Below are 13,919 nucleotides of genomic sequence, written 5' to 3'. Positions count from 1 at the left end.
CCCTATGTGACCCGGCGAAATTGTCAGGGACGTGTTGTTCTATGCGTATCACTTGGAAATCTCAGCTTTTGGCTGTTGTCGCGGTGGCGGCGGGCGCGCTTGTGCCCGCTTTGGCATCGGATTCTGACCCGTCGGCTTCGCCTTTCGGCGCAGCCTTGCTGCAAGAGCATTCGGGTCTTGGTGCCATGGGAAGCGAGAAGCTGAGCGCGATTTCGGTGCTGCCGAAGATGCGCAAATCCGCGCCCGATAGCTTTGAACGCTCGGTCGCTTGGCTGTCTGCACAGCCTGTTCCGAAACAGGACGCTGAATGGACCTGCCTGACGGAAGCGCTGTATTTTGAAGCGCGCGGTGAAAGCATTTACGGCCAGTTCGCCGTGGCCGAGGTAATCCTGAACCGCGTTGATCACCATCGCTTTCCGAACACGATCTGCGGAGTGGTCAATCAAGGCACTGGCCGGAAATTTGCCTGCCAATTCACCTATACCTGTGATGGACGGGCCGAGGTCATTCACGAACCCGCAGCCTATGACCGAATGGGGCGTATTGCGCGCGCGATGATGGATGGTGCGCCGCGAGACCTGACTTTGGACGCCACACATTACCACACCAGCGCCGTGGCGCCGCGCTGGTCGCGCACGTTCCAGAAAACCGCGTCTATCGGCGTGCATCGCTTCTACAAGATGCCCGGCTAAAGGCGTCAGGTTGCGCTGATCCGTCGCTTTGGGCTGGCGTTTCGGGGTAGGTTCGGGGCATGGTCCTGCCAAGTTTAAAGGGGACATGCAATGACCGAGGCAAGCTTGGCATTTTCTGATTTGGAAGCGCGCGCGCGCGCCATGGCAGGGGACACGCCTGCCGATCGTATTTCCGTGCGCGACCATGTGGTCGACGTGGAAATCGGCGCCTTTCAGGCCGAGCGTGGTGTGACCCAGCGGCTCAGTTTCAGCGTGGTGGTCGAGGTGTCGGATCACGGTGGCGCTGACACGGACGATGTGGATGACATCCTGTCCTATGATACGATCACCGAAGCGATTATGGCCGAGCTGGACGCCGAGCGTCTGAACCTGCTGGAAACTCTGGCTGAACGCATCGCACAACGCCTGTTGCTGGCCCCGCAGCCCCAACGCGTTTTCGTGCGGATTGAAAAGCTGGACCGCGGCCCCGGCAAGCTGGGTGTCGAGATCGTGCGCGATCGCTCTAGCGGTGATGCAGAGATCGAAGCGCAGGACGCCCCTGCGCCCATTCTGGCCTTCTTGTCCTCTGACGCTCTGAACACCGAAGCCCTGCCGACTTTCCTTGACCAATTCGAGGAAGACGGTGCGCCGACCATCCTAATCGTCGATGCTGACCTGCCGCAGATGCAGGACAGTTGGGCTGCCCGGAACATCGTGCTGCTTCAGGCGGATCAGGCCGCGTGGCAGCTGGCATCCGTTGACCCCCGCGCGGTGCCGGTCGGAACACGGACCGAGCTGGATTGGGGGCTGAAAAACGGACAGCTCAGCGTCTGGGCCCCGTCCAAGATGGTACTGGACGCAGTGGATGCACCGGTTGCGATCAACCTTCCCGACCTGACCCTGTGGTTCGCCGATCAGGTGCAGGCCTGCCAGATCCTTTGGGTGGGCTGTGACGCGCCTGACACGCCGGGTATCGACTCGCACTCTGTCATGTTGGAGGATCTGTCATGAGCCAACGCATTCAGCCTATCGCCCGCACCGGCCGTCCCTTCTCAGGTCAGTCTCTGTGCGGCAGCGACAGCCTGTGGTTCGATCAGGTCTTGGAGCGCCAGCGTGGGGACGAGGTGCGGACGGTCGATCTAGCCGACTTGGATAACGTAACGATTCAACGCCTCAGCGCCTCGCGCCCGACGCTCTGTGGTCTGACGCTGGATCAACCGCGCCTGATGGGCATTCTGAACGTGACGCCCGACAGTTTCTCGGACGGCGGCGAGCTGGACACGATCGAGGCCGCCGTCACCCGCGCCCGCCAGATGGCCGGGGATACCGACATTCTGGACATTGGCGGGGAAAGCACTCGTCCGGGAGCGGAAGAGGTGGATATTCAGGAAGAAATCCAACGCACCGCGCCGGTGATCGAAGCGATCCGCGCGGCGGGTGTGACCACGCCGATCTCGATCGATACGCGCAAGGCCCGCGTGGCCGAGGCCGCGTTGGATGCGGGCGCGGATATTGTGAACGACGTGTCTGCCTTTACCTTCGATCCGGAACTGGCCGACCTTGTGGCCGAACGCGACGTGCCGGTCTGCCTGATGCATTCGCAAGGCCGCCCCGAGGACATGCAGAACGATCCGCGCTATGATGACGTGCTGTTCGACGTGATGGACTATCTGGAAGAGCGTATCAGCTTTGCCGAGGGTAAAGGCATCAAGCGTGAGCGGATTATCACCGATCCGGGCATCGGATTCGGTAAGACTCTGGAACACAATGTGACTTTGCTGCGTAACCTGTCGCTGCTACATGATCTGGGTCTTCCAGTGCTGCTGGGTGTGTCGCGCAAGCGCTTCATCGGCACCATCGGGCAGGCAGAAGTGGCCCGCGACAGGGTCGCCGGATCCGTGGCCGTTGCGATGCACGGCATTGCGCAGGGCATGCAGATTTTGCGGGTCCATGATACATTTGAAACACGGCAGGCGTTGCGCCTTCACGCAGCCATGACCGAGAAAAAGTAAGAACAAGGCGGCAGTATGGTCGAAAAACTCTTCGGAACCGACGGAGTGCGTGGACTAGCAAATTCCTGGCCCATGACAGCAGAGATGGCGTTGAAACTGGGGGCCGCTGCGGGCCGTCACTTCCGCCGCGATCACTCCAACGGACATCGGGTGGTGATCGGCAAGGACACGCGCCTGTCGGGATACATGCTGGAAAACGCGCTGACGGCGGGGCTGACCTCTACGGGCATGAATGTGCTTCTGCTGGGGCCGGTGCCGACACCTGCTGTGGGGCGGGCGACCCATTCGATGCGGGCGGATCTGGGCATCATGATCTCGGCTTCGCACAACCCGTTCCACGACAATGGCATCAAGTTTTTCGGCCCCGATGGCTTCAAACTGTCAGATGAGGCCGAGGCCGAGATCGAGCGCATGGTGCACGATGGCGTCGACCCGGTGCAGCCTCAGAATATCGGGCGCGCCAAACGGATCGAGGAAGCCCGCCAGCGCTATACCGAATATCTGAAAACCACATTCCCGAAAGACAAGCGTCTGAACGGGATCAAGGTCGTTATCGACTGCGCCAATGGGGCGGCCTATCGCGCAGCACCCGACACATTGTGGGAGCTGGGGGCCGAGATCATCCCCGTGGGGGTTTCGCCCGACGGCACCAACATCAACAAGGGTTGCGGGTCGACCGACACGGCGTTAGCGGCGCGTACCGTGGTGGAACACGGCGCGGATCTGGGCATCTGTCTGGATGGCGACGCGGATCGCATCATGATCATCGATGAGAAAGGTCAGGTGGCTGACGGTGATCAGCTCATGGCGCTTTTCGCGACACACTGGGCGTCTGAAGGTCGCTTGAGCGGCGGTAAGCTGGTGGCGACAGTGATGTCCAACCTCGGACTGGAACGTCACATGGCCGCGCAAGGGCTAGAGCTTCTGCGCACCAAGGTGGGCGACCGCCACGTGGTCGAAGCGATGCGTGCGGGTGGTTACAATCTGGGCGGCGAACAGTCAGGCCACATCGTGATGACGGACTATGCGACCACGGGTGATGGGCTGCTGGCGGGGCTTCAGTTCTTGGCCTGCATGGTCGAAACCGGAAAACCTGCCTCCGAGCTGTGCCAAGTCTTTGACACCGTCCCACAGATGCTGAAAAACGTGCGCTACACCTTGGGGCAAACCCCGCTTGAGGCAGGCAGCGTGAAGGCCGCGATCGCCGATGCTGAGGTGAAGCTGAACGGCAAAGGGCGGCTTTTGATCCGCAAATCCGGCACAGAGCCGCTGATCCGCGTGATGGCAGAGTGCGAAGATGACGCCCTTCTGTCGCAAGTCGTCGACGGCATCGTCACCGAGGTCGAGGCCGTCATCTAAGGCCGTTCCCTATGGCTCTTTGATAAGCGTTGGACGCAGGAAGACGATCAGCTCGGACTGTGTGGCATAGGCGCGACCGATCCGCGTTCTGAACAAGGCGTCAAGGCCGGGAATGTTCTTTATCGCCAGCTTTCTGGCGCGTTGCTTGATCTGCCACTCTATGTCGCCATGGGTGACTGTGCACCGTCTTGGAAGTGGCGTTTTTGAGAGTGGCCGCAGCGCCAGCAAGTTTTCATACAGAAAGACATCGCCCCACGGCACAGCGCCGACCAGTCGGGCTGGCAGTGTTGCCCGTAAGCTGTTCAACGCAAGCGCCCCAAGCAAGGCGGATGCGACTGGAAACTGTGGGAAGTTTCTTCTCAGGTTCCATCCGTATGGGCCTGCCGCTGTCAAGGCCAGCAAGGCGATTGGCAGGATGCGTAAACCGTTGCGAATAAAGTGAATGCGGGCCTCGGAAATGCGGCGCTCGCGTTCAGACCCTAGCACCAAGTTGGGCGCGAAAACTGCCGCTGCGGTTGCGTGTGTCATAAGAAATCTACGTTTCATGATACCCCTCCCCATTCGTCAGGGTATCACGATTGGCGATTTCTACGAAATTTGCGAGGGCAATCAGTGCCCGGTCAGCATCTTCCGCAGACTGTACCACTGGCTAACCGCCAGACCCGTCAGAATTAGGGCAAGCGCCGCGAAGAAACGCAGGGGCAAGGCCTCGGACAGGATCCAAGCACCGAATACCATCGCCCACGCAGGCACCTGATAATTCACCAGCGTCATGAAAACCGAGCCTGCGCTGCGGATGATTGCAACACGCAGAAGGGTCGCAAAGGCCGTAGGCAGCAGGCCCAAGGTGATGATCGCAAGGCTAGGACGAGTGCCCTGCCAACCGGGCATGCCTTCGACGAGGAGCATGATCGGAAGTAGGATCGCCGAACCTACGACCAGCATCAGAGCGGACAGGACCACCGGATCGACCGGAGGGCAGCGACGTGTCACGATCGAGGACACCGCATAACACAGCACGGCAGCCATACAGGCCAGTTGGGCCAACGGTTCAGTGCCTTGTCCCAACTGTGCAAGTCCCGGTCCAATCAACAAAAGCGCCCCCATGAAGCCGATCGTGACCCCAGTGAACTTGCGCAGGTTCAGTGGCTCGTCCGAGAAGAAATGCGCGAGTGGCAGAATGACCAGAGGCATCGACGCCATGGACAGGCCCGCGAAGGCCGACGGTACATATTGTTGCCCCCAGCTGAGCAGCATGAAGGGAAACGCGGTCGACAAGGCGCCGCCTACCACAATCGAGCGCCACAGCAGCGGATCCCACCCCGGCAGGCGGCGTCCGGTCGCCATCACAAGCCCCAGCAAGGCCACTGCCCCAAGCGTGGTGCGTGCCGTGGCAACCGTCACCGGCCCATAGCCTTCCAGCGCAATCGACACGACCATGAACGTGCCGCCCCAGATCAGACCAAGGGCAATGACGCCCGCCCAGTCACGGGGTGTTGGATTGTCGGTCATGGAACCTCGCGGTGATGCGCAATGAAAAGGGGCGCCCGGTGTCGGACGCCCCACTTGATCTTTTGTTGCGATGGAAATCAACCCACCGCGTGACCGTGTTCAGGCCTTAGTTCTTTTCCTGGTCAACCAGCTTGCCAGCCGAGATCCAAGGCATCATGTCGCGCAGTTTCTTGCCGACAACCTCGATCTGGTGCTCGTCATTGTGGCGACGCGACGCTTTGATGGTCGGCTGACCAACAGCGTTCTCCAGCATGAAGTCACGCACGAATTTACCGGTCTGGATGTCTTCCAGCGATTCTTTCATGGCTTTCTTGGTGGCTTCGTAAGGCAGGATGCGCGGGCCGGTGACGTACTGGCCGTATTCTGCAGTGTTCGAGATCGAGTAGTCCATGTTCGCGATGCCGCCTTCATAGATCAGGTCAACGATCAGCTTGGTTTCGTGCAGACACTCGAAGTAAGCCATTTCCGGCGCGTAGCCAGCTTCAACCAGAGTCTCAAAGCCGCAGCGGATCAGTTCCACGATACCGCCGCACAGAACAGCCTGCTCACCGAACAGGTCGGTCTCGCACTCTTCACGGAAGTTGGTTTCGATGATGCCCGAGCGGCCGCCACCGATGGCCGAGCAGTACGACAGACCGATTTCCAGCGCTTTGCCGGTTGCGTCGGTGTCAACAGCCACCAAGCAGGGAACGCCGCCGCCTTTGACGTATTCGCCGCGAACGGTGTGACCGGGGCCTTTGGGGGCCATCATGATCACGTCAACGCCTTCTTTCGGCTCGATCAGGCCGAAGTGAACGTTCAGGCCGTGAGCGAATGCAATTGCTGCGCCCGGCTTGATGTTGTCGTGAACGTATTTCTTGTAGGTTTCCGCCTGCAGCTCGTCGGGCATGGTGAACATGATGACGTCGCACCAAGCAGCTGCTTCGGCGATGCCCATGACTTCCAGACCTTCAGCTTCGGCTTTCTTGGCCGAGGCCGAGCCTTCGCGCAGGGCAACAACAAGGTTCTTGGCACCCGAGTCGCGCAGGTTCAGCGCGTGAGCGTGGCCCTGCGAGCCGTAGCCCAGAATGGCAACTTTTTTGTCTTTGATCAGGTTAATGTCGCAATCGCGATCGTAGTAAACGCGCATATCGGGTGCTCCGTTGCATGAGTTGTTCTTTCAGGTCGCATCATAGGCATGAATTTGCGGTGTTCGAGATGTATATTGGGTGTTTATTGCGGGCAATTGGGGTTAACTATTCGTCAATTGATATGATAACGAGGAAATCATGCTAGATGATCTCGACAGACGCATTCTGCGCCAAATGCAGGCGGATCCGACTCTTGGCGGGTCAGAACTGGCAGACCGGGTGGGTTTGTCAGCGGCACGCCTTTCGCGGCGGGTCGAACGGCTACGCGATCAGAAAATCCTGCGCGGCCCGCGTGCGGTGATCAACTGGCGTGCCTTAGGATACGAGGTTGAAGTCAGCCTGCGTGTGACGCTCGACAAAACCCAGCCTCGTGCCTTTGATGATTTCATTGACGCCGCCCGCGACATCCGGGAAGTGATCGAGATCCAGACCTTCGTCGGCCGCGTCGATGTGCGCCTGTCCGTCATCGCCCGCGACATGCCGCATTATCAGGGCATCTACCGCGACCAAATCCTTGCGTTGCCGCATATCGCCGACATTGAAGCCTTGATGCACGTGGCGCGGATCAAATCGGATGAAAGCTTGCCGCTATGACCGAATTTGACGAGATTGATCTGGCTCTGCTGCGCTTGCTGGCCGACGACGCCACCCAATCTGCCGGTGCTTTGGGGCGCGAGGTCGGGCTAAGCCAACCTGCCGCGTGGCGTCGCATCAAGCGGTTGACCGATCACGGCGTGATTGCAGGACGGCGACTGGATCTGGACCGCGAGGCGTTGGGGTTCGGCGTAACTGTGTTTCTGGGCGTGAAACTCGCCACCAAAGGGCGTGTCAGTCTGGACGATTTCGAGCGCGCGGTGTCGGCGATCCCAGAGGTGCAAACGGTCGAGCACGTGCTTGGCCTCTACGACTACCGCTTGCGCGTTGTGGCCCGCGATATCTCGGATTTCGAACGTGTTCTACGTCGCCGAATTATGACCATGCCGGGCGTCGGGGATGTCGAGGCCAACGTGCTTTTGTCGGAAGAACGGCGCCCCGGGCCAATTTGACCTCTTCCCTGTTGGTGCAATCTGGGTCAGGCTGATCCGGCACAGCGAAGGAGATCCCAATGTCCGCACTTCTGCCCGATATCGACCCCGATGGAATGCTCGAGTTTTCGGTCGTGTTTACCGACCGATCCCTGAACCACATGTCCAAAGCCTTTCAGAGTGTGATGACCGATATCTCGGCCACATTGAAAGAAGTCTATAATGCGGATGCCGTGGCCCTTGTTCCTGGCGGCGGCACCTATGGGATGGAGGCCGTCGCGCGCCAGTTCGCGACCGGTAAGCGGGTGATGGTGATCCGAAACGGGTTCTTTTCCTTCCGCTGGAGCCAGATTTTCGAGATGGGATCGATCCCATCGGCTGAAACCGTGATGAAAGCGCGCCGTGTGGGCAACGCCCCGGATGCGCCGTTTGCGCCTGCCCCGATCGACGAGGTTGTGGCGAAAATTCGGGAAGAGAAGCCAGACGTCGTGTTCGCCCCGCATGTGGAAACCGCGTCGGGTATGATCTTACCCGATGATTATATCGCTGCCGTGGCCGAAGCCGTGCATGGCGTGGGCGGGATCTTCGTTCTGGATTGCATCGCCTCGGGCTGTGTGTGGGTCGACATGAAGGCGACCGGCGTGGATGTCCTGATCTCGGCCCCGCAGAAAGGCTGGTCGGCCCAGCCGTCCGCAGGGATCGTGATGATGAACGACACCGCACGGGACATGGCGAAAGCCGCGACCTCGACCTCGTTCGCGGTGGATTTGGGCAAGTGGCTGTCGATCATGGAGGCCTATGAGGGCGGCGGGCATGCCTATCACGCGACGATGCCGACTGACGCACTGCGCGCCTTCCGCGATACCATGTTGGAAACCAAGGAATACGGGTTCGAAAAACTACGCGATGCCCAATGGGAACAAGGTCGCCGCGTGCGTGCATTGCTTGCCGAGAACGGCATCAAATCCGTGGCTGCCGAGGGGTTCGAAGCGCCGGGTGTAGTCGTGTCCTATACCGCAAATCCCGACATCAAGGCGGGGAAAGCCTTTGCGGCTGAGGGTGTTCAGATCGCGGCGGGTGTGCCGTTGATGGTGGATGAGGGCGACGAGTATTCGTCCTTCCGTCTTGGGCTCTTTGGCCTCGACAAGCTCTATGATGTCGATGCCAGCGTGGCCCGGCTTGAGGACGTGCTGAAGAAGGTTCTTTAAAATCAAAACGGCGCGCAGAATCTGCGCGCCGTATTTTTTATTCCGAAGGCTGGTGTGACTACCCTTTGCCGCCTGCCATAGTGACCAGCAGCAGGTAGATCACCGGGACGGTCGACAGGGCCACAAGCCCTACGCCCACGATGCCATTTAGAAGAAAGCCGGCGGCAAGGGTCGCGATGACTGCGCCAATGATCATAAAGGCGATTTTTTCGGCGCGTGCGTCTTTGGCTTTCTGTTCCGGGGTCAGTTCGGTTGCCATGATGAGGTCTCCTGTTCACGTTGCGGGATGGGTATCCTGCATGTGTTCAGGACGCGGAATGCGACAATCCTGTCATGTGGCGCCATGCCGCAGTGCAGCATTCAGGCGTCGGGTCAGTTTGGTCCGAGCCCAGCACGCATCACGCGCTTGCGCATCGGGGCCACATCATGCACCGCTTTCAACCCCAGAAGACGCACGGTTTGCATCACGCCATCCCCAGACCGCGTGACGCGGTTGAACAAGTCGATGGCACGGGCGCGACGTGCGATGTCGGTCATGCGAGCGGCGTCATAGGCCTTCATCATAGCAGGATTGCCAAGGGCGCTTGGATCGGCCTCGGCCAGTTCCAGCAGGGCGATCACGTCATTCAGCGAGGTGTTCAGCCCCTGCGCGCCAATCGGGGGCAGGGCGTGGGCGGCTTCAGCCACCACGGCCACACGGCCCGAGACCAGCTGATCCGCCGTCTGTGTGATGATCGGCCAGACCGAGCGGTTGCCTTCCAGATGCATCCGACCCAACAGTCCGGTCGAGCGCTGAAACATCACATCCTCGAACTCGGTCACGTCCATATTCATCAGCTCAACTGCACGCGGGCCTTGGTTCATCCACACGATGGCAGAGGCATGTTTACCGTCCATGTCAGGCAGCGGTACGATGGTGAAGGGGCCGCCCTCGTTATAGATCTCTGTCGAGATATTGCCGTGCGGCAGGTCGTGCGTGACCGTGAAGGCCAGCGATTTCTGTCCATAGCGTGTGGTCGAAACAGTGATCCCCGCGGCTTCGCGCAGGGGCGAGAATTTGCCATCCGCCGCGATGCCCATCCGGGCGCGGACGCGGTCTCCGTTGGTCAGGGTGACGATGATTTCGCCGGTGCGTTGGACCATCGAGCGAAAGCCCGTGCCGTAAAGCGGCGTGATCAGCGGTTGATTCTGCAGATAGGCCCAAATTTCACGCCGAACGACCCAGTTCATCAGGTTCCAGCCAAAAGGCTCGTCGCCCATATCGTCCGAACGGAACACGCGCCGGTCACGCACTTCGGGCGGCCAGCCGGTTGTGTCGATCACCGCCAGTTGGTCTAGCGGTTTGGCATGATCTTTCAGATGTGGCCACAACCCGATACGGTCAAACAGCTGTCGGGCGGGGCGCAAGAAGGCGGTCGACCGCAGGTCGGATTTTTCCTCGTTCGCTGTGGTCACGGGGACGAAGGGGTCGGCCATGACCACGCTGAATCCGGCAGCGGCAAAGGCGGCTGCCGACACCTGACCGGCGATCCCGCCGCCCGAGATGAAAATGTCAGCACGATGTTCGGTCATGGTGTGTCCTTTGGTTACTTCACCAGCCGCTCCAGAAACGCGGTCAGGTCGTCGGTGTGGTGGTGAATGTGATCGGCGGGTTCGGGCGTTGGCGCGACATGGACGGTTTTCATGCCCAACGCGTGCGGCACGGCCAGATTGCGCGGGTCGTCTTCGAACATCGCAGCGACATCAGGCTTCACGCCGTCGCGGGCAAACACGGCGTCAAAGGCGGCGCGGTCAGGCTTGGGATGGAAATCTGCGTGTTCCACGCCATAAACCGCATCAAACAGCCCAGACAAACCCCGCGCGGCAAGCACCTGTTCGGCATAGGGGGCCGAGCCGTTGGTGTAGACGATCTTGCGCCCTGGCAGGTTGGTGATGTGGCTGGCCAGATCGTGATCTGGTTCCAGCGCATCGAAGGAAATGTCGTGTACGTCGTGCAGATAGGGGTCGGGATCCACACCGTGCTCGCGCATCAATCCGGCAAGCGTGGTGCCGTGCTCGCGCCAGTACTTGTTGCGTAGGCGATCCGCCTCGGCCCGCTCAACGCCAAGCTCTTCCATCACCCAGTTGGTCATGCGCACTTCGATCTGGTCAAACAGCCGTACCCGCGGCGGGTAAAGCGTGTTGTCCAAGTCAAAAACCCAGTGACTGACGTGAGAGAACAGATCGGCGACCATGGGGGGAAAGTAGACCGCCGACTGGGCAGGTTAAAGGTCTTAATCGACGAAAACGGACTCTGCGACGTCGCGACGCGTGGTTGTTGTTTGCCATGTTCATGGCAGCATGCTTATCTGAGCGGATCAATAAAGGCCGGAAGGACAGAATGGTGGCTGAGGGTAAACAGGGACAACGCGACGCGTATGAGATGATCCTCGATGCGATTGATACGGGCACGTATAAGCCCGGCGACCGGCTGGTTGAAAACGAGCTGGCCGAGCGATTTGGCGTGTCCCGCACCCCGATCCGCGAGGCACTTCAGAGGCTCGAGACGCAGTCGCTTCTGACCCGCGACGGTCGCAGCCTGATCGTGGCGTCGCTGGACCACAGCCAATTGGCCGAGCTTTATGTTGTGCGCGCGGAACTGGAAGGTCTGGCCGCGTCGCTGGCGGCCCAACACGCCGCCCCCGAAGAAATCCGCGTGCTGCGTGAGATGGTCGAGGAAGATCGACAGTTGTTGGACAATCCGTCTGCTTTGGCCCGCGCCAATCGCCGTTTCCACAAGCAGCTTCATCTGGCGTCGCACAACCGCTATCTGGTGCAGCAACTGGATTTGGTCCACCGGTCAATGGCGCTTTTGGCGACGACGTCACTTGCCGCAGAAGGGCGTAGCGAGGATGCGATTTCAGAGCATGACGCGATCGTTACTGCCATCGAGGCTCGCGATCAGGAAGCAGCCCGCACAGCCCTGAGAAAGCACATTTCGCTGGCGTTCGAGACTCGGATCAAACTGGATTCGACGCTGTCGGATTGATCGGCGCGTCATCGCTTGCTGTCGGCTGATCAAATTTCCCGTGCTGGGTTTTGTCCCAGTAAAACGGTTTGGTCATGATCTCGAAGAACCCTTTCATCGCGGCCAGTGATGCCAACGGATAATAGAAATGCAGGGTCGGCACCCAGTATCTGAGCCAGCGATGTTTTGGGGTGCTGACCGCTTGCACGCCGACCGTGATCGTCAACAGCTCGGCTGCCATGAACACTGTGCCAAGCACGACCAAAAGATTATGCGGTGCAACACCTCGCAGGGGGTGGGGCAGGCCCAGCGGGAAGGCCCAGAAGGTCCACAGGATCGGGGCGAGCAGGAATTGCGACAGTGCCCCCAGAAATAGAATCTGGAAGCCAGTAAATTTCCACCAGCCAAGTTCGCGGCGCAGCTGGCGCGGGTTGCGCATGTGGACGCCATAAGTCATCGCATAGCCCTTGATCCAGCGTGAACGCTGCTTGATCCACGGCCAGACGCGACAATTGGCTTCTTCCTCGGTCACCGTGTCGATCAGTTCGGTGCGATAGCCGCGTCGGGCCAGGCGGATGCCAAGATCCGCGTCCTCGGTCACGTTATGGGCGTCCCAGCCACCGAGTGCTTCAAGCGCATTGCGACGGAAGAACAGCGTGGTTCCGCCCAGTGGAATGGCAAAGCCCATACGCTCGACCCCCGGCAGGACCAGCCCCCACCAAGTTGCGTATTCCACAGTGAAACAGCGGCTCAGCCAGTTGGTGCGGGCGTTGTAGAAATCCAGCTTGCCTTGCAGGCAGGCGACCTCGGGTCCGCGCTCGGAAAAACGGCGTACGACCTTGTGGATCTGATCGGGGGCGGGGGCGTCCTCGGCATCGTAGACGCCGATGATCGCGCCCTTGCAGAAATCCAGCGCGAAATTCATCGCGCGGGGTTTGGTTTTCACGACCCCGCGCGGCACCACGATTTGGCGCATCCAGCGGGGCAAGTCAGAGCGTGCGAGCGTTTGCTGGGTCAGCGTATCGTCCTCTTCGACCACCAGACAAATATCCAACAGCTCGCGCGGATAGGAGAGACGCTCCAGCCGCTTCACCAGCCGCCCGGCGATCTCGCGTTCTTTGTAGAGCGGGACGAGGATGGATACGGTCGGCAGCTTCAGAAAACCCTGCGGAGAACGTGATGAAATGAACGCCCCGCTGTCGTCTCGTTTCGCGCGCCAGAATTGCCACGCGGCGATGGCTTTGAGGGACGAATTCAGGATCAGTGTCAGGACCGCCCAACCGACAAGCACCGCAAAACCGGCGAATCTTGAGACGACGAAAACCGCACTGACGGCTAGTACCAAGGATAATCCGAACCGCATCACGGCGGTTTGGCTCCATGTCCGGCAGCTGTCTTCTGCCGCTACACGGCTTTCCGCGCGCTGGGCGAGGCTGCGGTGGCGCAGGTCTACGAGGGCCGAGTGGATGTCTTCCTCGGGGGCGATGGCCAGATAGCATTTGCCCCACGAGGCCGGAAAACTTTTAGAGAGACTTTCGAACTGGTCGGGGCGCGCGCAGATGATGATGGTGGCTCCGCCTGCCCGTTTCCACGGGACGATGCCGTTTCGAATGCAGAACTCGGCCCCTATCTGGTCGATCAGGCGCACATCAGGGCGTTGCGCGGTCAGGTCCGCGATCTCGCATCTATATTGAAGCGCCAAGGCGGAATAGAGGTCGGATCGGCTGACCCAACCATTGGCCAGAAGGATGTCACCAAAGCGCGCATCTTCGCGGGCCATCAGGGCCACGGCCAATGACAAGTTTTCGGGGGACAGCGCGCCCATTTCCACCAGCACTTGGCCCAAAGGCTTGCGGCGCGCGGGCGCGGCGGTTGGGCGAATCGGGGCGACCGGTCGGGCCGTGTGCGATCCGAATGCGCGGTGTTCTTCGATCCCTGCCTGAACCGAAGCCGCATCATTCGTGTGGATGATACGTAAATCTGGAGATGGCATTT

General features: G+C 60.1%; 15 protein-coding genes. 8 read left to right on the top strand and 7 right to left on the bottom strand.

The window, feature by feature from the left end:
- The first annotated feature begins 41 nt into the window (after positions 1 to 41).
- The 4 genes from G0Q00_RS06445 (at position 42) to glmM (ending at position 4,042) form a co-directional block, all read left to right on the top strand.
- Complete coding sequence (locus tag G0Q00_RS06445; RefSeq protein WP_163037437.1) at positions 42 to 692, top strand: cell wall hydrolase; 651 nt, start codon at positions 42 to 44, stop codon at positions 690 to 692.
- Positions 693 to 782: 90 nt separating this feature from the next.
- A complete protein-coding gene (locus tag G0Q00_RS06440; RefSeq protein ID WP_163037435.1) occupies positions 783 to 1,682 on the top strand; it encodes a dihydroneopterin aldolase in 900 nt (299 codons plus the stop codon).
- The gene (folP, locus tag G0Q00_RS06435) at positions 1,679 to 2,683 is read left to right on the top strand and encodes a dihydropteroate synthase (protein WP_163037433.1); all 1,005 of its coding nucleotides are present in this window, start codon (positions 1,679 to 1,681) and stop codon (positions 2,681 to 2,683) included. Before G0Q00_RS06440 ends, folP begins: the two co-directional genes overlap by 4 nt.
- A gap of 15 nt (positions 2,684 to 2,698) precedes the next feature.
- Entirely contained in the window at positions 2,699 to 4,042 is a 1,344-nt protein-coding gene (glmM, locus tag G0Q00_RS06430) for a phosphoglucosamine mutase (protein WP_163037431.1), read from the top strand.
- Positions 4,043 to 4,051: 9 nt separating this feature from the next.
- On the opposite strand, the gene G0Q00_RS06425 is transcribed toward glmM, so the two are convergent.
- From G0Q00_RS06425 to ilvC, 3 genes are all read right to left on the bottom strand, one after another.
- Complete coding sequence (locus G0Q00_RS06425; RefSeq protein WP_163037429.1) at positions 4,052 to 4,588, bottom strand: hypothetical protein; 537 nt, start codon at positions 4,586 to 4,588, stop codon at positions 4,052 to 4,054.
- Positions 4,589 to 4,651: 63 nt separating this feature from the next.
- Positions 4,652 to 5,554 carry a DMT family transporter gene (locus G0Q00_RS06420; protein WP_163037427.1) on the bottom strand — a complete coding sequence of 301 codons (903 nt, stop codon included), beginning with the start codon at positions 5,552 to 5,554 and terminating at the stop codon, positions 4,652 to 4,654.
- Positions 5,555 to 5,660: 106 nt separating this feature from the next.
- On the bottom strand, positions 5,661 to 6,683 hold the full coding sequence (gene ilvC, locus G0Q00_RS06415) for a ketol-acid reductoisomerase (protein ID WP_163037425.1): 1,023 nt from the start codon (positions 6,681 to 6,683) through the stop codon (positions 5,661 to 5,663).
- Positions 6,684 to 6,822: 139 nt separating this feature from the next.
- On the opposite strand from ilvC, the gene G0Q00_RS06410 reads away from it, so the two are divergent.
- The 3 genes from G0Q00_RS06410 to G0Q00_RS06400 are packed head-to-tail and all read left to right on the top strand — an operon-like array spanning position 6,823 to position 8,917.
- The gene (locus G0Q00_RS06410; protein ID WP_163037423.1) at positions 6,823 to 7,278 is read left to right on the top strand and encodes an Lrp/AsnC family transcriptional regulator; all 456 of its coding nucleotides are present in this window, start codon (positions 6,823 to 6,825) and stop codon (positions 7,276 to 7,278) included.
- A complete protein-coding gene (locus tag G0Q00_RS06405; protein ID WP_163037421.1) occupies positions 7,275 to 7,730 on the top strand; it encodes an Lrp/AsnC family transcriptional regulator in 456 nt (151 codons plus the stop codon). Before G0Q00_RS06410 ends, G0Q00_RS06405 begins: the two co-directional genes overlap by 4 nt.
- A 59-nt stretch (positions 7,731 to 7,789) precedes the next feature.
- Positions 7,790 to 8,917: an aminotransferase class V-fold PLP-dependent enzyme gene (locus G0Q00_RS06400; RefSeq protein ID WP_163037419.1), complete on the top strand. Its 1,128-nt coding sequence runs from the start codon at positions 7,790 to 7,792 to the stop codon at positions 8,915 to 8,917.
- A gap of 58 nt (positions 8,918 to 8,975) precedes the next feature.
- Here the strand turns inward: G0Q00_RS06400 and G0Q00_RS06395 are convergent, their stop codons facing one another.
- The 3 genes from G0Q00_RS06395 to G0Q00_RS06385 all read right to left on the bottom strand — a co-directional run bounded on the left by G0Q00_RS06395 (position 8,976) and on the right by G0Q00_RS06385 (position 11,151).
- Positions 8,976 to 9,176 (bottom strand): hypothetical protein, encoded by a 201-nt coding sequence (locus G0Q00_RS06395; protein ID WP_163037417.1) that lies wholly within the window; start codon positions 9,174 to 9,176, stop codon positions 8,976 to 8,978.
- A gap of 113 nt (positions 9,177 to 9,289) precedes the next feature.
- Positions 9,290 to 10,489: an FAD-dependent monooxygenase gene (locus G0Q00_RS06390; RefSeq protein ID WP_163037415.1), complete on the bottom strand. Its 1,200-nt coding sequence runs from the start codon at positions 10,487 to 10,489 to the stop codon at positions 9,290 to 9,292.
- A 14-nt stretch (positions 10,490 to 10,503) separates the two neighbouring features.
- A complete protein-coding gene (locus G0Q00_RS06385; protein WP_163037413.1) occupies positions 10,504 to 11,151 on the bottom strand; it encodes a pyrimidine 5'-nucleotidase in 648 nt (215 codons plus the stop codon).
- A 149-nt stretch (positions 11,152 to 11,300) separates the two neighbouring features.
- On the opposite strand from G0Q00_RS06385, the gene G0Q00_RS06380 reads away from it, so the two are divergent.
- Positions 11,301 to 11,945 (top strand): GntR family transcriptional regulator, encoded by a 645-nt coding sequence (locus G0Q00_RS06380; protein ID WP_370458544.1) that lies wholly within the window; start codon positions 11,301 to 11,303, stop codon positions 11,943 to 11,945.
- Here G0Q00_RS06380 and G0Q00_RS06375 read toward each other — a convergent pair.
- Positions 11,917 to 13,917 carry a glycosyltransferase family 2 protein gene (locus G0Q00_RS06375; RefSeq protein ID WP_163037409.1) on the bottom strand — a complete coding sequence of 667 codons (2,001 nt, stop codon included), beginning with the start codon at positions 13,915 to 13,917 and terminating at the stop codon, positions 11,917 to 11,919. The two genes, G0Q00_RS06380 and G0Q00_RS06375, sit on opposite strands and share 29 nt — an antisense overlap.
- Positions 13,918 to 13,919 lie beyond the last annotated feature (2 nt).

The sequence above is a fragment of the Aliiroseovarius sp. PrR006 genome (assembly GCF_010500215.1).
Taxonomy (GTDB): domain Bacteria; phylum Pseudomonadota; class Alphaproteobacteria; order Rhodobacterales; family Rhodobacteraceae; genus Aliiroseovarius.
Note: the sequence above shows the minus strand (reverse complement) of the source record. Positions and strands in the feature narration are given on the sequence as shown.

What these genes read in the sequence shown, in the direction of transcription:
- folP (WP_163037433.1), top strand. Translation starts at nt 1,679, where the DNA reads ATGAGCCAACGCATTCAGCCTATCGCCCGCACCGGCCGTCCCTTCTCA.
- G0Q00_RS06425 (WP_163037429.1), bottom strand. Translation starts at nt 4,588, where the DNA reads ATGAAACGTAGATTTCTTATGACACACGCAACCGCAGCGGCAGTTTTC.
- G0Q00_RS06385 (WP_163037413.1), bottom strand. Translation starts at nt 11,151, where the DNA reads ATGGTCGCCGATCTGTTCTCTCACGTCAGTCACTGGGTTTTTGACTTG.
- glmM (WP_163037431.1), top strand. Translation starts at nt 2,699, where the DNA reads ATGGTCGAAAAACTCTTCGGAACCGACGGAGTGCGTGGACTAGCAAAT.
- G0Q00_RS06420 (WP_163037427.1), bottom strand. Translation starts at nt 5,554, where the DNA reads ATGACCGACAATCCAACACCCCGTGACTGGGCGGGCGTCATTGCCCTT.
- G0Q00_RS06405 (WP_163037421.1), top strand. Translation starts at nt 7,275, where the DNA reads ATGACCGAATTTGACGAGATTGATCTGGCTCTGCTGCGCTTGCTGGCC.
- G0Q00_RS06440 (WP_163037435.1), top strand. Translation starts at nt 783, where the DNA reads ATGACCGAGGCAAGCTTGGCATTTTCTGATTTGGAAGCGCGCGCGCGC.
- G0Q00_RS06395 (WP_163037417.1), bottom strand. Translation starts at nt 9,176, where the DNA reads ATGGCAACCGAACTGACCCCGGAACAGAAAGCCAAAGACGCACGCGCC.
- G0Q00_RS06410 (WP_163037423.1), top strand. Translation starts at nt 6,823, where the DNA reads ATGCTAGATGATCTCGACAGACGCATTCTGCGCCAAATGCAGGCGGAT.
- G0Q00_RS06445 (WP_163037437.1), top strand. Translation starts at nt 42, where the DNA reads ATGCGTATCACTTGGAAATCTCAGCTTTTGGCTGTTGTCGCGGTGGCG.
- G0Q00_RS06390 (WP_163037415.1), bottom strand. Translation starts at nt 10,489, where the DNA reads ATGACCGAACATCGTGCTGACATTTTCATCTCGGGCGGCGGGATCGCC.
- G0Q00_RS06375 (WP_163037409.1), bottom strand. Translation starts at nt 13,917, where the DNA reads ATGCCATCTCCAGATTTACGTATCATCCACACGAATGATGCGGCTTCG.
- ilvC (WP_163037425.1), bottom strand. Translation starts at nt 6,683, where the DNA reads ATGCGCGTTTACTACGATCGCGATTGCGACATTAACCTGATCAAAGAC.
- G0Q00_RS06400 (WP_163037419.1), top strand. Translation starts at nt 7,790, where the DNA reads ATGTCCGCACTTCTGCCCGATATCGACCCCGATGGAATGCTCGAGTTT.